This window comes from Ancylobacter rudongensis (genome assembly GCF_900100155.1).
Taxonomy (GTDB): Bacteria; Pseudomonadota; Alphaproteobacteria; order Rhizobiales; family Xanthobacteraceae; genus Ancylobacter; species Ancylobacter rudongensis.
Map to the genome: position 1 here is coordinate 456,261 of NZ_FMTP01000001.1, position 19,147 is coordinate 475,407.

The following is a 19,147-nucleotide window of genomic DNA, read 5'->3' on the forward strand; positions in this document are numbered from 1 at the left end:
GTCCCCCGCACCTTTATCCTACGCTCTTGACCATGAAAAATGGAACGGGGGTTAACACGGTGATTTCAGTTATCGTTAACGCCCTGTTTACCACGTCCCGAAACCTCCGATTCACCCTCCCGCGAAGAAGGCCCGCACGTCATGCCGTCGGTCACGCTCACCAAGCGAATCGGCTCTGGCAGCGTGAGCAGCTGCGGCGTCGCTCCTATGCGAGCCCGCTGGCATTCCGGGCGTTCGGCGGCTATCTAGGGCGAACCTTCCTGTAGTCATTCAAAATCACTGAAGCTCCGCCCCCATGCCCAAGATCACCTTCATCGACGCCACCGGCACCGAGCGCACCGTGGAAGCCCAGGCCGGCGCCACCGTGATGGAAGCGGCGATCCGCAACGGCGTCCCGGGAATCGACGCCGAATGCGGCGGCGCCTGCGCCTGTGCGACATGTCACGTCTATGTGGACGAAGCATGGCAGGCCGCCACCGGCGAGCCCGGCCCGATGGAGGAGGACATGCTCGATTTCGCCTCCGACGTGCGTCCCACCTCGCGGCTGTCTTGCCAGATCAAGATCACTGACGCGCTGGATGGCCTCGTCGTGCGGACGCCTGAACATCAGGGCTGAGCGCGGTCCGGGGGCGACTTCAGACCCTCTTTGGCGGCGTCTTTTGCCTCCCCTCGACTGATGAGGCCGGAGGCGACATCGCCGAGTGCCGGCGCCGGCAGCGCGACGAAGGGCAGGGGCCGCGTGACTTCGATCGCGGCAATGCCGAGCCGGGCGGTGAGCAGGCCGTTCACCACGCCCTCTCCGAGCCGCGCCGACAGCTTGGCGGCGATGCCGTGGCCAACAACCTGCTGGATCAGGGAATCGCCCGCCGCCATGCCGCCGGTGACGGCCAGATGTGTGACGACCTGCCGGAACAGCCGCACCATGCCGAGCGCGCCGGGCCTCCCCCCGTAGAGCAGCGCCAGCCGACGCACGAGCCCGATCGCGGTGACCAGCACGAAAATGAGGTCCACCGCAGCGCGCGGCGAGACCGCCGTGACCACCGAGACCCGCTTGGCGGCGTCTGACACCAGCTGGGTCGCTTCCGCGTCGAGCGGCCCCATCAGCTGGCGCTCGGTGAGCCGGATGAGATCGGCGCCGTCGATGATCGCCCCGAGATGGCCGGACAGCTCCGTGCGGGCGCGGAACAGGCGCGGCGAGGTGGCCGCGATGGCGAGCAGTTCCGTTGTCACCTTTTCGGCCAGTCGCCGGTCGTCCTTCGCCAGCGCCTCGGCCGCCTGCTCGCGCAGATGGTTGAGGGTGCGCAGGCGCATGAGCCCGAAGGCCTCGCGCGCCAGAATGGCCAGGCTCGCCAAAGCCAGGGCGAGCGCGAAGGCGAGGCCGACATAGCCGAGCCAGTCGGCGCGGGCGAACAGATCTTCCACCAGCTTCGTGACCGCCAGGCCGACGCCAAGGCTCACCAGTCCGCCGAGCCCCGTCCAAAACAGCTGTCCCCAGCGCGAGGTTTTGGGGGGCGGGAGCGGCAGCGGAGCTAGGTCGTCCACGCTTTCCGCCGGCGTCGGGGTGATGACGACCGCGCCGCGCGGGGCGGCGTGGCCTTCTTCGGCCAGCACGACGCCGGGATCGTCGAGACGAAAGGCCTGTGGGCGGCGAGGGGTGCGGTCGCTCATGCGTTTCTGTTTCAGCGGGTGCTATTTGAGCCGATCGCCGAGGAGGAATTCCAGCGCGCGATCGAGACGAATATGGGGTAGCGGCAAGGCGAGGCCACCGGCGTTGCGCTCCACCTGCGGGGGGCGGAAGCGCAGGAAACGGAAATCGCCGCCGGCCGCGTCCGACAGCCCGTTGAAGCCGTGGGCGGGATCGAACAGGGCGGACGGGTTCTCCGGCAGGTCGCCGGGAAAGACGGCGGCCTCCGCCAGACCGTCAAAGGCGTCGGCGCCGTGCTGGCCGGCCTCAGGCACGCCGACGATGGCGGGCAGATGCGCCCGCCCGCGCTTGACCATCGCCTCGCGCGTCGCCCTCACGGCGGCGATGGCCACCATGTCGATCTCGGCGCCCGCGCCTTCCGCCCGTGCCAGAGCCCGCTCGACCAGGCGGCGCAAGATCGCCTCCAGCGGGTCGTGGCTGGTGTGATGAAGATGATCGGCCTTGGTGGCGGCGAACAGCACCTTGCCGATGCGGTGGCGGAACAGCGAGGCGAGCCAGGAATTCCGGCCGATGCGGAAAGCGGCGAGGATGCCGTCCAGTGCCGATTCGAGATCGGCCAGCGCCGCGGGTCCGGCATTGAGCGCGGACAAGACGTCGATCAGCACGATCTGCCGGTCTAGCCGGGCGAAATGGTCGCGGAAGAACGGACGGACGATGCGCTCCTTATAGGCCTCGAAGCGCCGCTCCATCATGGCGTGCAGGGAACCGGCGGGAGCGTCCTTTCCTTCGGCAAGGTCGAGCGGGGCGAAGGTAAGGGCGGGCGATCCCTCGAGGTCGCCGGGCATGAGAAAGCGCCCGGGCGGCAGCAGGCTCATGGAGACGGTCTCGGCGCGGCAGGCGGCGAGATAGTCGGTGAACAGGGAGGCCAGCCTGCGGGCCTCGGTCTCGTCTGCCGGTGCCGCAGGGTCCATTGCGTCCAGCGCAGCCAGAAAAGGGCCGGCGAGGGGGCGGCGGGCCGGTGCGCGGGCGAGCGCCAGACTGTTGGCGCCGAAGGCACTGAAGGACTGGTCGAGTAGCGGCAGGTCAAGCAGCCACTCGCCGGGATAATCGACAATATCGAGGGTGAGGGTGCGCCGCCCGCCGCGTGCGGGCGCGTAGTCGATGGCGAGGCGCAACTCGCTGATCCGCCGGGTCGATTCCGGCCAGCGGCGGTCATCCACCAGCGTCGCCAGGTGGCCTTCATAGTCGAAGCGCGGCACGCCGTCGTCGGGCTGCGGCTCGAGCCGGGCGGTGGCGATCCGTCCCTCATGCATGGCGCGAAAGACCGGAAGCCTTCCGCCGCGCATCAGTGCGTGGATCAGGGCCGTGGTAAAGACAGTCTTGCCCGCCCGCGACAGGCCGGTAATGCCAAGGCGCAGCGTCGGGCTGGCGAGGTCCTCGGCGCGGTCGATGAGGGTTTGCGCGGTCAGGCGCGCCTCATCCAGCAGCCAATCGAAGCGGGAGGGCACGGCTAGTCTTTCTCCTTCTGCACACCCAGCGCGCGTGGGGTGACGAATCGCTCCAGCGTGCAGATGCCCGGTTCGATGTCCGACCAGTTCGTCAGCGGGACGTCGATGACGGCGAGCGCCCCGGTGGGGAATTTCGGCAGCACCTTGGCGCGCTGCTCCCGTCGCAGCAGCAGGGCGGTGAAGTCTTCCATGCCCGGATTATGCCCGACCAGCATCAGCGGCGAGATCTCGTCCTGAGCCTTGACCAGTCGCATCAGGTTGGCGGCCGGCGCCTCATAGATGCTGCGCTCATAGGCGGGCAGGGGATGGGCTGGCCAATCGCGGGTGGCAATCTCCCAGGTCTCGATGGTGCGCCGCGCCGGCGAGACGAAGATGCGCGCCGGCAGCAGGGCCTCCTGCGCCATATAGGCGCCGATGGCGGCCGCCGCGCGCTCGCCCCGCCCGGCGAGGGGGCGGTCGATATCGGCGACACCGTCCGGCCAGGCGGACTTGGCGTGACGCAGGAGGATGAGGCGCAGCATGAGGATCGCGTGAGGTCCGTTGGAAGGGCAGCCATCAACATATAGGCACGACTGCGCCGGGGGCGAGCACCCGCGCCCGTTACCGCCCAAATGATTGACGCGCGTTAAGTGACTTTTCGGCAACCACTTTGCGGCTATGCTGCTGTAAGGAATGCGCTCTGGGTTTCACAGGATGGTTGCAATGCGGTCAGTCGGCTTCGCTGGTGTCGTGGTTGTCGCGGGGGCACTTGGTCTGTCGGCCTCGCTGGCCCAGGCAGCCGACATGGCCTATAAGGGGGACCCGACCTACGCCCCGGCTGAATCCCGCGACCGTCAGTGGACGGTGACGGTGGGCGGCTATGTGATGGCGGTGCCGACTTGGATGGGTTCGGACGATTACGAGTTTGGCTTCAAGCCGATCATCAGCATCACCCGCGCCGACCAGTTGAGCCAGTTCAAGAGCTTCAACGACAATCCCAGCCTCGCGCTGTTCGACAACGGCACGTTTGAGGTCGGCATCACCGGCACGATGAACTGGAAGCGGGATTCGTCCAATTCCAACGCCCTGCGTGGCATGGCCGACATTGATTACGCCTTCCAGGTCGGCGGCTACGCCCAGTGGTTCCCGATGGACTGGCTGCGTCTGCGCGGTGACGTTCGCTACGGCTTTGGCGGGTTCGAGGGCGTGGTGGCGGATTTCGCGGTCGATGCGATCCATTTCAGCCCGGAACTCTGGGGTGTCACCATCTCGGCCGGACCGCGCATGACGTTGGCAAGCTCGGGCTATATCGACACCTATTACGGCGTGACACCGACCGAGGCGGCTTTCGCCCAGGCTCTCGGCAATCCGCTGACGCCTTATCAGGCGGGCGGCGGCATCTATTCGGTGGGCTTCGGCGGCCAGGTGGTGAAGCGCTTCACTGAGAACATCACCGGCTCGGTGTTTGCCGAGTACAAATATCTTATGGATGAGGCGGCCGACAGCCCGCTCGTTGTGCAGAACGGCGATCGCAACCAGTTCCAGGCGGGTGTCTCGCTCGCCTACACCTTCTTCCTCGGTTTCGAGTAGGCGCGCGGGTCCCTGTACCGGCCTCGCGCCGACAGCGGCGCAGACTGTTGCCGCACCAGGGGGCAAACCCTGCCTTCTGCCTCGTTTCGGCGCTCAAGCTGCTGAAAAATCCGGCATTTTGTGTCACCCGCATGACGCTGTGAGGTGTTGTGCGGGGCGGAGTGGGGCGATATAAGCTCCGCCCGATAGGGGTGCCCCCGGAAAACGAGGACCAAGGCCGATGTCGGTTGAGATCGACCAAGAGTATCGCCCCCGCGAGGACGAGCCTTTCATGAACGAGCGGCAGCGGGAGTATTTCCGCCAGAAGCTGCTGCAGTGGAAGGAAGACATCCTGCGCGAGGCGAAAGAGACACTTCAGCACCTTCAGGACGAGAACCAGAATCACCCTGACATCGCTGACCGCGCGTCGTCGGAAACCGATCGCGCGATCGAGCTCAGGGCCCGCGACCGCCAGCGCAAGCTGATCGCCAAGATCGAATCGGCGCTGGAGCGGATCGATGACGGGTCCTACGGCTATTGCGAGGAGACCGGCGAGCCGATCTCGCTCAAGCGGCTTGAGGCCCGGCCGATCGCGACGCTGTCGATCGAGGCGCAGGAACGCCATGAGCGTCGCGAGCGCGTTTACCGCGACGACTGAACCCGGGAGATGAATGCCGGTCTCCGCGAGACGACACCGGACGAAAATTCCGGAGACGTCTCGTCCGGACCGGGCTGTTAAGCGGGCAGAAGGCATCGACAGAGCATGGAAAAAGGGCGATCCGCACAACGGGTCGCCCTTTTTCGTTTGAACGTCTTGGCATCGGCCTCGGAACCGGCGTGCTCAGGGGCGGCGGTTGCGGCCCAGGAGATTGGCCATTTCTTCTTCGAACAGATCGGCGGGCTCCGCCGGCCGCGCGTCGTCGGCCGCGTCAGGAAGGTCGATCGCCGGCGCAAACATGTCGATGGCGCGAATCGGCGGCGCCCCCTCAGCCGGCTTCGCGTCTACGCGGATCTCGGATGACGGCGCATCGCGCAAGGCGGCCTCCGGACGCTCAATGCCGGGCGCGACGCTCTGGGGAACCGGCGCCGGTGCAGGCGCGGCGGCGGGTGAGGCAACGACAACCGGAGTCGGGGCGGCGGCCGGAGATTCTGGGGACCAAGCAGGCCCCTCCTGCCGCCGACCTTCAGTTCCGCGCACGGGCGCGGCCGGACGGTCGATCGCGCGTTCGAGGGCGCGCTCGAAGGCCGGGGACGTAATGGCCGAAGGCTGGATGACCGGGCCGGGCTGCCGGCCGGCCTCGCCTTCGGGCAGCGCCGGGCGCCGCAACGCCTCCTCGAGATGGTCGGCCATGCCGGCGAAGAGCGGGTCCACCTTCACCGACACCCGTGCGCCGGTCTCCGGCTCGGACGGGGGTGCGACGACCGGCTCGGCGCGCTGGACCGCCGGGGCCGCCGGGGGCGTGTGAGGCAGTTGAGGTGCCTGCGCCTGACCGCGTGCCAGTTCATCGGGGCCTTGAACGCGCGGCTCGACCGAGCGTCGGGCAAAGGGCGCCGCCGCAACAATCGGCGCGGTGGCCATCGGGGCAGGAGCAAGGGCAGCCGGCTCGACGGCGATGTCGCGCGCCGGACCGCGCGACACCATTGTCGGACGTGGCTCGACAGGTGTGCGCGCTTCAGGGGGGAGAGGCGTCGGGCGCGGCGCCCGGGGCGCGGCCGGAGGCAGCGGCGGCAGGTCACGCGGGCTGCGGGGAGGCTCGCGCAGTGGGTCGGCGCGATGGAACTCGCCGCGCGGGAGCTCGGCACGCAGCGGGTCCGGGCGAGGGGGCTCCGCTGCGCGCAGGGGCTCTGCACGAAGGGGCTCGGCGCGCAGGGGTTCGGTCCGCAGCGGCTCTGCCGCCCGCAGGGAATCGTGTGGCGGGGCCGGCTCGGGTGCTCGCATCGGCTCAGGACCGCGTGAGAGCTCCGGTCCACGGGGCGGGGCGTGCGGATGCTGCGGTGCCCGGGCATGGATGGCGCCGATGCCGCTTTCCACCAGAAAGTCGCTGCCGCCGCCGAGCACGACGAGGTGCTGGACATCGTCACGCTGGATCAGCACGAGGCGGCGCGTGTCGTCGATCTGTATATGGTCGATGACGGCCAGCCGGTGGCCGGCGACCAGGCCGTGGCCTCGGCTGCGCCGCGCCCGGCGCCCGAGCCAGACGACGAGGCCCGCCAGCACGATCAGCCCGACAAGGGCGAGGATCGGCACGGCGAACGTTCCGAGATCGGCCAGTACATCCATCATGCGCCACATCTCCTGCAAGGCCGGAGGCCTGCGCAGGCGTCGCACAGGCCGATTACATGCGCCCTTTGTGTCGCGTAAGGGCGCGCCGGGCAAGCCCCGCGCCCCTTTCCGCCCCTGCGCGCGGCTCGCAAGCCCTGCTGGCGGCGGATAAGCCCAATCGGGCCTTGCTCCCGGGGAGCGTGTCAGGCACCAAGAAGCTCAGGTTGAATCGCCTCGCTGCGCTGCGTCGGTGGCGGCAGCGAAAGGCTTCTGGCTTGGATATGGCGAACGGCGGACGCGACGATCCCACGATCGACCGAACCGAGATCGGCGGCAGCATAAGGCTGGTGCTGCTGGTGGCGCTGGCGCTTGTCGGTGCCGTGGTGTCGCTGTTGCTGCTGGGGCGCGACCGCGCCGACCCCTGGATCATCGGGTTGCTGACGGTTCTGGCCGTCGTCGGCGTCTTCGCGCTGTTCGCCTATGCCGCCGGCCTGCTGCGTTTCGGCGCGCCGGACCTTCGCGACGAACTCGCTCGCCGAATCGTCGACAGCGCCCCCGAGGGGGTGAGCATCGTCGATACGCTCGGGCGCGTGCTCTACGCCAATCCGCGCTATTGCGAGATCACCGGCGCGGCCGCGCCGGCGGAGGCACGACCGGTGGAGCGCCTGTTCACCAGCGACCCGGACGCCTCCGAGGCGGTGTATCGCCTCGTGCAAGGGGTTCGCGAGGGCCGTGCGGCCGTGGAAGAGGTGCGCTTGGCGGGTCCCGGCCAGCCAGTGCGCTGGCTCAGGCTTGGCGCGCGGCGCGCCGCCACTTCCGGCAAGGGCGTGCGCGCCACCGTGTGGACAGTCAGCGACCTGACGCGCGAGCGCGAGCGGCAGGAGACCGCCTTTCTCGAGCTTCAGCACGCCATCGACTATCTCGACCACGCTCCGGCCGGTTTCTTCTCCGCCGCTGGCGGGGCGATCCACTACATCAACGCCACGCTGGTGGACTGGCTGGGCTATGACCTCGCCGAGTTCGGCCCGGGCGGTCTTTCGGTCGGCGACATTGTGCCCGGCCCGGCTGCGGCGCTGCTGACCGGCATGGCGCCATTGCCCGGCGGGGTCCGCACCGAGGTGCTCGACCTCGACCTGCGGCGCAAGAATGGCCAGCCGCTGCCTGTCCGGCTCTGGCACCGCGTCGCCTATGCGTCGGACGGCACGCCAGGGGCGTCGCGCACGCTGGTGGTCAACCGCTCGCGGGAGGACAATGCGGCCGATCCGGCCCGCGCGGCCGAGGTGCGTTTCGCGCGCTTCTTCCACAATTCCCCGATCGCCATCGCCGAAGTCGATGTGGAAGGGCGCATCGTCCGCGCCAATGCCATGTTCGCCCGGCTGTTCGGCGGGCGCGAGGACGAGCGCCGCCGCATCGTCGACATCGTGCCCGAGGCGGCGCGCAGCCCTCTCGAACTGGCGCTGGAGGCGGCGGTGCACGGGCAGGCGCCCGCCGCGCCGCTGGATATCGTGCTGGAGCGTGAGGGTGGGCGTTCGGCTAGGCTCTATTTTGCCTCGGTCGAGGATGGCGTCGGCGCCCGCGAAGCGGCGATCGTCTATGTGATCGAGACCACGGAGCAGCGGGCGCTGGAAGCCCAGTTCGCCCAGTCGCAGAAGATGCAGGCGGTCGGCCAACTCGCCGGCGGCGTGGCGCACGACTTCAACAATGTGCTGACCGCCATTATCGGCTATTCTGACCTCCTGCTGGCCAATGCACGGCCCACCGATCCGTCCTTCCAGGACGTGATGCAGATCAAGCAGAATGCCAACCGTGCGGCGGGACTGGTTCGCCAGTTGCTCGCCTTCTCGCGCCGGCAGACGCTGCGCCCGCAGGTGCTGCGCCTCGGCGACGTGATGAGCGACCTCACCATGCTGCTGCGCCGCCTGCTGGGCGAGACGATCAAGCTGGAAGTCAAAGAAGAGCGCGATCTCTGGCCGGTGAAGGCGGATCTCAACCAGTTCGAGCAGGTGATCGTCAACCTCGCGGTCAATGCGCGCGACGCCATGCCGGAGGGCGGCACGCTCTCCATCCGCACCGCCAATGTGAATGCGGAGCAGAGCGCGGTCTATGCCGAAGCGGGCCTGCCGCACGCCGATCACGTGCTGGTCGAGGTGGCTGACACCGGCACCGGCATCCCGCCCGCCATTCTCGACAAGATTTTCGAGCCCTTCTTTTCCACCAAGGAGGTCGGCAAGGGTACCGGCCTTGGCCTCTCGACGGTTTATGGCATCGTCAAGCAGACGGGTGGCACCCTTCAGGTGGAGAGCGCGATGGGGCAGGGCTCGGTGTTCCGGGTCTTCCTGCCGCGCCATGTTCCCGACGCGGCCGAGCTGGCCCCGCGCGCGCCGGAGCCCGACCTTCCGGCCAAGGCGACCGACCTCACCGGGCGCGGCACGCTGCTGCTGGTGGAGGACGAGGAAGCGGTGCGCGCCTTCGCCGCCCGGGCGCTGATGTCGCGCGGCTATCACGTATTGGAGGCGGGTTCCGGCGTCGAGGCGCTGGAGGTGATGGCCCAGCACCCCGGCGAGGTCGAACTGATCCTCTCCGACGTGGTGATGCCGGAAATGGACGGGCCGACGCTGCTGAAAGAGTTGCGCCCCACCCATCCCGACATCAAGGTGATATTCATGTCGGGCTATGCCGAGGAAGCCTTCGCCAAGAACCTGCCGGAGGGGGCGGATTTCGGCTTCCTGCCGAAGCCGTTCACCCTCAAGCAGTTGATCGAGGCGGTGAAGGCGAGCATGGGCCGGAGTGAACCGGGCCGTACCGAGTAATGTCCCGCGAGGGGACCGTCTGGAGGATGAGATGAGCGCAGCGACCGAGGACGTCTTCAAGGCTCTGGCCGCCGACCATGCTTCCCGGGCCGAGGAAAAGGTGGCGAACCTGTTCGCCGCCGATCCCGACCGTTTCGCCAGCTTCTCCGCCTCTTTCGAGGACATGCTGCTCGATTTCTCCAAGTGCTCGCTGACCGCGCACACGCTCGGCCTGCTGCTCGATCTCGTCCGCGCCGCCGGCGTCGAGGCCAAGCGCGAGGCGATGTTTACCGGCGTGCACATCAACCTCACCGAGGACCGTGCCGTGCTGCACACAGCGCTGCGTGACCCCGGCGAGACGCCGCTCACGGTCGACGGGCAGGATGTGCGCGCGGACGTCGCTTCCGTGCTTGCCGCCATGGCGACCTTCGCCGAGGGCATCCGTTCCGGCACGCTGAAGGGCTGGACCGGCAAGCCGATCACCGATGTGGTCAATATCGGCATCGGCGGGTCCGACCTCGGCCCGGTCATGGCGACCATCGCGCTGACGCCCTATCATGACGGGCCGCGCGCCCATTACGTCTCCAATGTCGACGGCGCTCATCTCTACGACACGGTGAAGGACCTCGATCCGGCGTCCACCCTGTTCATCGTCGCGTCCAAGACCTTCACCACCCAGGAAACCATGTCTAACGCCGCCAGCGCGCGGCACTGGATCGTCGAGGCGCTGGGCGAGGCGGCGGTGGCCAACCACTTCGCCGCCGTCTCCACCGCGCTCGACAAGGTGGCTGCCTTCGGCATCGCGCCGGATCGGGTGTTCGGCTTCTGGGATTGGGTGGGCGGTCGCTATTCGGTGTGGTCGGCGATTGGTCTGCCGGTGATGATCGCCGTGGGCGAAGCGCATTTCCGCCGCTTCCTTGCCGGCGGTCACGCCATGGACGAGCATTTCCGTACCGCGCCGCTGGAGAAGAGCCTGCCGGTGCTGCTGGCCCTCGTCGGCATCTGGCACCGTGACGTATGCGGCTATGCCACCCGCGCGGTCATTCCCTATGACCAGCATCTGGCGCGTCTGCCGGCCTATCTCCAGCAGCTCGACATGGAGAGCAACGGCAAGCATGTGACGCTCGACGGCAAGACCGTGGCTCATGATACCGGGCCGGTGGTCTGGGGCGAGCCGGGCACCAACGGGCAGCACGCCTTCTTCCAGCTCATCCACCAGGGCACCAGCCCGATCCCGGTCGAGTTCCTTATCGCGGCAAAGGGCCATGCCGAAGAGAAGGAGCCGGGCCTTAAGCGCCAGCACGCCATGCTGATCGCCAATTGCCTCGCCCAGTCCGAGGCGCTGATGCGCGGCCGTACGCTGGAAGAAGCGAAAGCGCAGCTTCTCGCCGCCGGCCGTGACGAGGCGAGCGCCGACAAGATCGCCCCGCACCGCGTCTTCACCGGCAGCCGGCCCTCGGTGACGATCGCCTATGAGACGCTCGATCCCTACACGCTCGGGCGCATCATCGCCCTCTACGAGCACCGTGTGTTCGTCGAGGGCGCGATCTGGAACATCAACAGCTTCGACCAGTGGGGCGTGGAGCTTGGCAAGGAACTCGCCAACACATTGCTACCGGCGGTGGAAAGCGGCGTCGCGCCCGACAGTGTCTCGACCTCAGCGGCCGGTTTGCTCCGCCATCTCGTGGCTAAATAATGCCGCGCACGGTCCCGGGCCCGCCTAAGGCGGGAACCGGGACCCCTCGCCAAACGTCTAACGATCCCGGCTCGGCTGCGGCTCTGTCGGGGAAGAATTGAGCAAAGTCCGGGAGCGAGCATGATCCGCGTCGTCGCCACTACGCCGTTTGAAGGCCAGAAACCCGGCACCTCCGGTCTGCGCAAGAAGGTCACGGTCTTCCAGCAGCCGCATTATATCGAGAACTTCGTGCAGGGGCTTTTCGATAGTCTCGATGCCTTCGAGGGCGAGACGCTCGTGATCGGCGGCGACGGGCGCTACTACAATCGCGAGGCGATCCAGATCGTCATCAAGATGGCTGCCGCCGCCGGCTTCGGACGTGTGCTGGTGGGCAAGGGGGGCATTTTATCGACACCGGCCGCCTCCTGCGTCATCCGCAAGCACGAGGCCTTTGGCGGCATCATTCTTTCCGCCAGTCACAATCCGGGCGGTGAGCACGGCGATTTCGGTATCAAGTACAATATCGGCAATGGTGGTCCGGCGCCCGAACACGTGACCGACGCCATCTTCGAGCGGACCAAGACGATCCGTGAGTACCGGATCATGGAGGCCGACGATGTCGATCTCGATGCGCTCGGCATCGCCCGCGTCGGCGACATGGTGGTCGACGTCATCGACCCGGTCGAGGACTATGCCGAGCTAATGGGCGAACTGTTCGATTTCGATGCCATCCGCGACCTGTTCGCCTCCGGCTTCACGATGCGCTTCGACGCGATGAGCGCGGTGACGGGCCCCTATGCGCGCGCGATCCTTGAGGACTCTCTTGGTGCCCGGCCGGGCACGGTGATGCATGGCGAGCCCCTGCCGGATTTCGGCGGCCACCATCCCGACCCGAATCTCGTTCACGCTAAGGAACTCAACGATCTCCTGATGTCGGACGACGGGCCGGACCTCGGCGCCGCCTCGGATGGCGATGGCGACCGCAACATGATCATCGGCCGCGGGCGCTTCGTGACGCCGTCGGATTCGCTCGCCATCATCGCGGCCAATGCTCATCTGGCGCCGGGCTACAAGGACGGCATCGCCGGCATCGCCCGTTCCATGCCGACAAGCGGTGCGGCGGACCGGGTGGCCGAGAAGCTTGGCGTGAAATGCTATGAGACGCCGACGGGCTGGAAGTTCTTCGGCAATCTGCTCGATGCCGGTCTCGCCACCGTGTGCGGCGAGGAGAGCTTCGGCACTGGCTCAAATCACGTGCGCGAGAAAGATGGGCTGTGGGCCGTGCTGATGTGGCTCAACATCCTCGCCGTGCGGCGGCAGAGCGTGGCCGAGATTGTGGCGGAGCATTGGGAAACCTACGGGCGCAACTACTACACCCGTCACGACTACGAGGAGGTCGACAGCGCGGCCGCCGATGCGCTGATGGCAGATCTGCGTGCGCGGCTGGATACATTGCCGGGCACGGTCATCAATGGGCTAACGGTCGAGCGTGCCGACGACTTTTCCTATCACGACCCGATCGATGGTTCGGTGACGACCAAGCAGGGCATCCGCGTGTTCTTCACCGATGGCTCGCGACTGGTCTATCGCCTGTCCGGAACGGGCACGGCGGGCGCGACACTGCGGCTCTATCTGGAGCGCTACGAAGCCGATCCGATCCGCCACGACCTCGACACCCAGGACGCGCTTGCCGGCCTGGTGCAGATCGCCCGCGACTTGCCGGATATTGAGGGCCGCACCGGCCGCAGCGCCCCAACCGTCATCACCTGAACGGCGTCGCGGGAGACATCCCGCGCTCTGGGGGCATCTACGGGTCGTAGGTGTCCGCACCGGCTCCTCAGCGCAGGGAACCGGTCCACAGCAGTTCGAGCCGGCGCAGCACGCCATAGGCGATGCCGAGTTCGGTCGTCTGGTCGTTGTCATGGCTTGTCTGGCGGCTGTCATGCGTCGCGCGGATGGCGTCGCAGAGATCCTGCGCCTTCTCGCTCAATCGCAGGCGTGCCGAACGTCGGTCACGCTGCGAGGCGGTGCGGTGGACATATCCGGCATCGACAAGCTGCTTCAGATTGTACGAGGCATTCGATCCCAGATAATGCCCACGTTCCAGAAGGTCGCGGACGGAGAGCTCGTCATTGCCGATCGTGAACAGCAGCATCACCTGCGAGGGGCTGATGTCGTCGACACTGAGTCGTGTCAATTCGGCGCGCAGCACGTCCAGGAAGCGGCGGTGGGCGCGCTCGATCAACCGCCCGATTTCCCAATGAGTGATCCGTGTCGTGCCTCCAGCCGGGTCGTTAACCGCCGTTGCCGGAAAGCCCTCTCGGGGGGCGTCGGAGATGTCCGCCGTCTCCACCGCCTGAGCCGCTTTGCGTGCAGTTGACCTCATGCCTGCCGTTCCCGTCCCAGTAGCGACGCCCGCGGCCGATGTGCCGGCCCCTGCCTCTGCCGTGACGGGAAGCCGTCACGGCAGAGCGACGATGATGTTGGGCAGCAGATTATTGAGAAAATGGGGCGGTGGCCAACGTATTTATGAGAGGGGCGCTTCGGTCCACGGAAAATCATTGGCGGGCAGGGTGCATCATTGCGAGCTCTGCCAGTCGCAAGGGGTCGGGCCAAAAATGGGAGGGATGCAAACCCGTTCAGCGCGGAACTTCGAGGTGCGATTCGAGAAACCAGAGCGCCTTATCGAGAGAGCGCGAGGCGGCCGTGAAGATGTCGGCGGTAGTGGGGTCGCCCGCATCGTCAGAATCGTTGATGGCCTTGCGCACATTATTGGCCACAGTTCCGAAACGCTCGGCCAGCGCCTTGAGGTGGGCGGGGATAGCGTAGATGTCGGTGGGGTACGGCTTCAGCGGGCTTCCTTCCGCAACCGCCTGGGTGGTGCCGAGCGCCGTGCCGCCCAGTTGCACGACCCGCTCGGCCATAGTGTCGGTATGGCCGTCCATTTCAGCGCGGAAGCCGTCGAGCATTTCGTGCACGGCGATGAACTGCGGCCCCTTCAGGTTCCAGTGTGCCTGCTTGATGGCCAGTGCGAGGTCGATGCCCGCCGCGAGGTTGGCATTGAGCAGTTCGATGGCGACATTCTTGGCGTTGGAGGGGACGTCGTTGGCGGTGTCGTGGACAGGCATGGGTGGTCCTCTTCATGTGCCGGCCCGGCATTAACGCTATCGGGCGGCCGCGCGGTGCGGAAGGTGCATCGACAGGGAGAAGATTGGACCTATCGAACGGTATTCAAGAGCCCCGACGATGAAGAATCCGGCCGATGAAGTTGAGCAGCACCTGGGCGGCGAGGATGGATGTGACGCCCGATGGGTCGTATTCGCGGGCCACCTCGACCAGATCGACTCCAACCACGTTGCCCCGTTGGGTCAGCCCGTCGAGCAACTCCAGCACTTCGTAATAGGTGAAGCCACCATGGCTCGGCGTGCCGGTGCCTGGGGCAATGGAGGGGTCGAAGCCGTCTATGTCGATCGTGACGTAATACCGCTTGCCCGCCGGAATACGCGCCAGCACCGCCTCCGTGCCGAGCTCGCGGATCTGACGGACGCTGAGAATGTCCGAGCCCATGGCGCGGGCGGCTTCATAGCCCTCCCGCGCGGTGGAGGAGACATTGCGGATGCCAAGCTGGGTGAGGCCGGTGACATAGGGCTTCTCGGCCGCCCGGCGCAACGGGTTGCCATGGCCGCGCCTTACGCCGTGGCGCTCGTCGACGAAGTCGAGATGGGCGTCGAACTGGACGATGTGGATCGACTCCTGCTCGGAGAACGCCTCAATGCAGGGAATGTTGATCGAATGATCGCCACCGAGCACGACCGGGAGAGCGCCAGCGGCGAGGATCTTGCGCACGGCCAGCTCGATATTGGCGTGGCTGCCCTCGGTGTCGGTGTGGATCATGTCGGCGTCGCCGATATCGACGATGCGGGTGGTCTCCGCCGCGAGATAGGTCACGTCGTCCTCGTGGTCATACGCGCCGGCATGGCCGAAGGAGAACAGCGTCGAGGCTTCGCGGATGGCGCGTGGGCCGGAGCGGGCGCCGGAGCGCCATTGGGTGCCGAGATCGAACGGTGCGCCGAGGACGGCAACATCGGCGTCGATCTTGTCCCAGTCGAGCTGCAGCGGGTATTTGCCGAAGGTGCAAATGCCAACGAATGGAAGGTCTAAGCGACCGTTTTCATAGCCGTGGGACATCAGCGTTCACCCCTCTTTTCCACCACGCCGGCGAGGACGCAAAGGAGTTCGAACAGGATGGTCGCGCCGGTGAGAGCGGTGAGACCGGAAGGGTCGAAGGGCGGCGCCACCTCGACGAGATCGGCGCCGATGATGTCCAGCCCGTCGAGCAGGCGCACCATCGCCTGCGCCTCGCGGGTGGAGAAGCCGCCGATCTCCGGCGTGCCGGTGCCCGGCGCCTGCGAGGGGTCGATGCCGTCAATGTCGAAGGTGACATAGGTCGGCGTCGCGCCGACGATGGCGCGGGCTTCCGCCATCACGTCCTCGACGCCGCGGTCCATGAACTCTTCGATGAAGATGATCCGCACGCCCATCTCGCGGGCATAGTCGTAATTGCCGGCGTCGGAGATGGCGCCGCGCAGGCCGATCTGGACGAAGCGCTTCGGGTCGACCAGCCCTTCCTCGATGGCGCGACGAAACGGCGTGCCATGGGTGTAGCGGCTGCCGTTGAAGAAGGTGTCGTAGGTGTCGGAATGAGCGTCGAACTGGATGAGGCCGACCGGGCCGTTCTTCGCCAGCCCGCGCAGGATCGGCAGGCTGATGAGGTGGTCGCCGCCGGCGGTGAGCGGCAGGGCGCCGGCCGCTCGCACACCCTCATAATGCGCGGTGATGATGTCGAGCGACCGCATCAGGTCGAACGGGTCGATGATGACGTCGCCGCAATCGGCGACGCGGGCGCGGTCGTAGGGCGACAGGCCGGTGACATGGTGCACGCGCCGCATCAGGCTCGACTGGTTGCGCAGTTCGCGCGGGCCGTGGCGGGTGCCGGCGCGGTTGGTGGTGCCGAGGTCGAACGGCACGCCGAGAATGGCGATGTCGACCTCGGCCGGCGTTGCCACCGGCAGCCGCATGAAGGTGGGAAGCCCGGCGAAGCGCGGGACGGTGCCGGAATCGAGCGGCTCGAAGGTGTTGGTCATATCAGCCTCATTGGGGCGCTGCCCCGTTTTCCTGTGTCCCGGACAAGCCACGCGTGGCGCGGCGCCGATCCGGGACCCAGCGCAAGACGTCGCCGCGGGCGGCAAAGGCAAGGCAAAATGGAGCCTCGGGATTTTTCCCTGGATCCCGGCGCGGCGCTCCGCCTGCAGCGTCGCTGGGCCGGGACACGCAGGCCTACAGCCCGAATTCCTTGCGGATGGCGGCGGAGATGTGAGTGACATAGTCGGCCATCAGCGCCTCGCCCTTTTCCGTGGTCGAGCCGGTCGCCACGGCCAGCACGCCGGAGGGCGGCAGGCCGAAATCGTCGGGCACGGGGAAGCGGTCATAGGGCGGGAAGGTGGCCGGCCCGTCGCTGGGCACCTTGTCCATCTCGACCAGATCCGGCCGCAGCACCAGCATCAGCGAGGTTTCCATCAGGCTGGCATGCTCCAGCTCAATGCCGGGGAAGCCGGCCGGGAAGATGCTCTCCAGCGTCGCGCGCTGGGCGAAGTCCCAGTACTCCAGCCGCATCACGGTGAAATCGGTGATGCCATCGCGGGCAATCTCGCGGCGGGCGAGATCGAGGCCTTCGACCGAGGGCCAGAGGTTCTCGTAATGACCGTTAACGACCACCAGCCGGCGCACGCCCTGCCGGGCGAGGTTGCGGATGACGTCGCGCAGCACCAGCGCGAAGGTGTGGGCGTCGACGCTGAGGGTGCCGGGGAACTGCTCGCCGCCGCCCGAGCGCGGCATCGACTTGCAGCCATAGGCGACGGTGGGGGCGACGAGGCCGCCGACCTCGCGGGCGATGCGCTCACACACGCCGGTGGGCAGCACCACGTCGACATTGAGCGGCAGATGCGGGCCATGCTGTTCGGTGGAGCCGAGCGGCAGGAGGACCGGCGCGCCAGCGGCGATCTTCGCCGCGAATTCCGGCCAGCTGAGTTCGTCGAGACGTACGCTGTCGACCATCCGGTCCCCCTGAGTGCTGATTGCCGTTCGGTTCAGTGCATCGCCGCGCCGCCATCGACGCTGATGCACTGGCCGGTGATGAAGGTGGTGCTGCGGCTCGCGAGGAACAGCACGGCCTGCGCGACCTCCTCCGGGCGGCCGACGCGGCGGGACGGGTTGCCCGTCTCCAGCCGCTTCAGCTCCTCGCTGAGATTGTCGAAATCGAGCAGCGGCGTATCCACCGGCCCCGGCGCGATGGCATTGACCAGAATGTCCGGCCCCAGCTCGCGCGCCCAGGAGCGAGTGAGGGTGAGGATGGCGCCCTTGGTGCCGGCATAGCCGGAGAAGCCGGCGCGGCCGAGATAGGCCAGCTCGGAGGCGATGTTGATGATGCGCCCACGGATGGGGCCGTCGCCGCTGAAGCGGCTCAGCGCCTCGCGCGCCATCAGAATCGGCCCGCGCACATTGACGGCCGCCATGCGCTCGAAGGCCGCGATGTCGAAGTTCGCCAGCGGTGTTTCCACGCAGATTCCGGCGCAGTTGACGATGACGTCGAGGCCGCGCAGTTCCCGTTTTGCCGCTTCCATGCCGCCGATGACCGAGGCCTCGTCGGCGACATTGACCAGAATGGTCGGCCAGTGCGTCTCGTCCGGTGGCGGATGCAGGTCAAAGCCGATGACCCTTGCGCCGGCGGCGCTGAGCGCATCGGCGCAGGCGCGGCCGATGCCGCTTGCCGCGCCGGTGACGATGACGCGCACATCCTTATGGGGGCTGTCCTTGTGCGGGGCTACCATGGGTATTCTCCTCGATCCACGCCCAGGCTCTGGCCGGTGATGTTGCCGGCAAGGTCGGAGGCGAGGAAGAGATATGTGCCGGCCACGTCCTCGGGGTCCATGAAACCCGGCAGGATCTGCGCCGCGACGATGTCCTCCAGCAGAGCTTCCGGCGCGATGCCGGTGCGTGCCGCCATGGCGTGGAGCGAGCGCAGCGAGGCCTCGGTCCGCACCCAGCCGGGGCAGACGGCGTTCACGGTGATGCCGCGCGGGCCAAGCTCCTTGGCCCAGGTCTTGGTGAGGCCGATCACCGCGTGCTTGGAGGCGACATAGGCGCCGAACAGCGATTCGGCCCCGCGCGACCAGATCGAGGCGGTGTTGATGATGCGCCCGCCATGGGTGAGGCGCGGCAGCACGGCGCGGGTGATGAGGAAGGTGCCGACGACATTGATCTCGACCACCCGGCGGAAGACGGCCTCGTTCTCCGGGCCGGGATCGTCCAGCGGGGTGACGCGCTCCAGGCCGGCATTGTTCACCAGCACATCGAGATGGGGGAGGGCGTCAGCGACCCTGGCCACGTCACCGGACGACGTGATGTCGGCGTGGTGGCCGCGCGCGCCGAGGCGCTCGGCCGCCTCATGGATCGCGTCGTCCTCGGCCAGCATGTGCAGATCCGCCCCGGCGGCGGCGAAGGCGCGGGCAATGCCAAGGCCGATGCCACGGCTGGCGCCGGTGACCAGCACGGTGCGACCGGAAAGGCCGTCGAGTGTCATGGGTGGGACCGGGAGAGGAAGGGGTGGGGCACGATGGGTTCCTTGAGGACAGCCCATCGTTCTCCATATTCAGTTCTGGA

General features: G+C 67.3%; 17 protein-coding genes. 6 read left to right on the top strand and 11 right to left on the bottom strand.

Going from position 1 to position 19,147, the window contains the following annotated elements; genetic code table 11:
• Positions 1 to 295 precede the first annotated feature (295 nt).
• On the top strand, positions 296 to 616 hold the full coding sequence (locus tag BLO63_RS02055) for a 2Fe-2S iron-sulfur cluster-binding protein (RefSeq protein ID WP_091436327.1): 321 nt from the start codon (positions 296 to 298) through the stop codon (positions 614 to 616).
• Here BLO63_RS02055 and BLO63_RS02060 read toward each other — a convergent pair.
• From BLO63_RS02060 to BLO63_RS02070, 3 genes are read right to left on the bottom strand one after another with little or no spacing between them, the layout of a single operon-like run.
• Positions 607 to 1,668 (bottom strand): YcjF family protein, encoded by a 1,062-nt coding sequence (locus BLO63_RS02060; RefSeq protein WP_091436329.1) that lies wholly within the window; start codon positions 1,666 to 1,668, stop codon positions 607 to 609. The two genes, BLO63_RS02055 and BLO63_RS02060, sit on opposite strands and share 10 nt — an antisense overlap.
• A gap of 21 nt (positions 1,669 to 1,689) precedes the next feature.
• Positions 1,690 to 3,153, bottom strand: coding sequence for a YcjX family GTP-binding protein (locus tag BLO63_RS02065; RefSeq protein WP_091436331.1), 1,464 nt, complete (start codon positions 3,151 to 3,153; stop codon positions 1,690 to 1,692).
• A 2-nt stretch (positions 3,154 to 3,155) separates the two neighbouring features.
• A complete protein-coding gene (locus BLO63_RS02070; RefSeq protein WP_091436332.1) occupies positions 3,156 to 3,674 on the bottom strand; it encodes a SixA phosphatase family protein in 519 nt (172 codons plus the stop codon).
• Positions 3,675 to 3,855: 181 nt separating this feature from the next.
• Here BLO63_RS02070 and BLO63_RS02075 point away from each other — a divergent pair, with 181 nt between their 5' ends.
• Positions 3,856 to 4,722 (top strand): MipA/OmpV family protein, encoded by an 867-nt coding sequence (locus tag BLO63_RS02075; protein WP_091436333.1) that lies wholly within the window; start codon positions 3,856 to 3,858, stop codon positions 4,720 to 4,722.
• 220 nt (positions 4,723 to 4,942) lie between these two features.
• The gene (dksA, locus tag BLO63_RS02080; protein ID WP_018386958.1) at positions 4,943 to 5,359 is read left to right on the top strand and encodes an RNA polymerase-binding protein DksA; all 417 of its coding nucleotides are present in this window, start codon (positions 4,943 to 4,945) and stop codon (positions 5,357 to 5,359) included.
• 183 nt (positions 5,360 to 5,542) lie between these two features.
• Here dksA and BLO63_RS02085 read toward each other — a convergent pair whose 3' ends face one another.
• Entirely contained in the window at positions 5,543 to 6,985 is a 1,443-nt protein-coding gene (locus tag BLO63_RS02085) for a flagellar biosynthetic protein FliO (RefSeq protein ID WP_162841750.1), read from the bottom strand.
• Positions 6,986 to 7,245: 260 nt separating this feature from the next.
• On the opposite strand from BLO63_RS02085, the gene cckA reads away from it, so the two are divergent.
• The 3 genes from cckA (at position 7,246) to BLO63_RS02100 (ending at position 13,198) form a co-directional block, all read left to right on the top strand.
• Positions 7,246 to 9,774 (top strand): cell cycle histidine kinase CckA, encoded by a 2,529-nt coding sequence (gene cckA, locus BLO63_RS02090; protein WP_091436336.1) that lies wholly within the window; start codon positions 7,246 to 7,248, stop codon positions 9,772 to 9,774.
• A 31-nt stretch (positions 9,775 to 9,805) separates the two neighbouring features.
• A complete protein-coding gene (gene pgi, locus BLO63_RS02095; protein WP_091436338.1) occupies positions 9,806 to 11,449 on the top strand; it encodes a glucose-6-phosphate isomerase in 1,644 nt (547 codons plus the stop codon).
• A 120-nt stretch (positions 11,450 to 11,569) separates the two neighbouring features.
• Positions 11,570 to 13,198 carry an alpha-D-glucose phosphate-specific phosphoglucomutase gene (locus BLO63_RS02100; protein ID WP_091436339.1) on the top strand — a complete coding sequence of 543 codons (1,629 nt, stop codon included), beginning with the start codon at positions 11,570 to 11,572 and terminating at the stop codon, positions 13,196 to 13,198.
• A 67-nt stretch (positions 13,199 to 13,265) separates the two neighbouring features.
• Here the strand turns inward: BLO63_RS02100 and BLO63_RS02105 are convergent, their stop codons facing one another.
• From BLO63_RS02105 to BLO63_RS02135, 7 genes are all read right to left on the bottom strand, one after another.
• Positions 13,266 to 13,814, bottom strand: coding sequence for a MarR family winged helix-turn-helix transcriptional regulator (locus tag BLO63_RS02105; RefSeq protein WP_091436341.1), 549 nt, complete (start codon positions 13,812 to 13,814; stop codon positions 13,266 to 13,268).
• Positions 13,815 to 14,067: 253 nt separating this feature from the next.
• Complete coding sequence (gene dps / locus BLO63_RS02110; RefSeq protein WP_091436342.1) at positions 14,068 to 14,556, bottom strand: DNA starvation/stationary phase protection protein Dps; 489 nt, start codon at positions 14,554 to 14,556, stop codon at positions 14,068 to 14,070.
• A gap of 103 nt (positions 14,557 to 14,659) precedes the next feature.
• Complete coding sequence (gene speB / locus BLO63_RS02115; protein ID WP_091436344.1) at positions 14,660 to 15,616, bottom strand: agmatinase; 957 nt, start codon at positions 15,614 to 15,616, stop codon at positions 14,660 to 14,662.
• Entirely contained in the window at positions 15,616 to 16,572 is a 957-nt protein-coding gene (gene speB, locus BLO63_RS02120) for an agmatinase (RefSeq protein WP_091436346.1), read from the bottom strand. The genes speB (BLO63_RS02115) and speB (BLO63_RS02120) overlap by 1 nt, the downstream gene beginning before the upstream one ends.
• A gap of 193 nt (positions 16,573 to 16,765) precedes the next feature.
• On the bottom strand, positions 16,766 to 17,542 hold the full coding sequence (locus BLO63_RS02125) for a creatininase (RefSeq protein WP_091436348.1): 777 nt from the start codon (positions 17,540 to 17,542) through the stop codon (positions 16,766 to 16,768).
• A 32-nt stretch (positions 17,543 to 17,574) separates the two neighbouring features.
• Positions 17,575 to 18,315, bottom strand: coding sequence for an SDR family NAD(P)-dependent oxidoreductase (locus tag BLO63_RS02130; protein ID WP_091436349.1), 741 nt, complete (start codon positions 18,313 to 18,315; stop codon positions 17,575 to 17,577).
• Complete coding sequence (locus tag BLO63_RS02135; RefSeq protein WP_091436350.1) at positions 18,309 to 19,067, bottom strand: SDR family NAD(P)-dependent oxidoreductase; 759 nt, start codon at positions 19,065 to 19,067, stop codon at positions 18,309 to 18,311. Before BLO63_RS02135 ends, BLO63_RS02130 begins: the two co-directional genes overlap by 7 nt.
• Positions 19,068 to 19,147 lie beyond the last annotated feature (80 nt).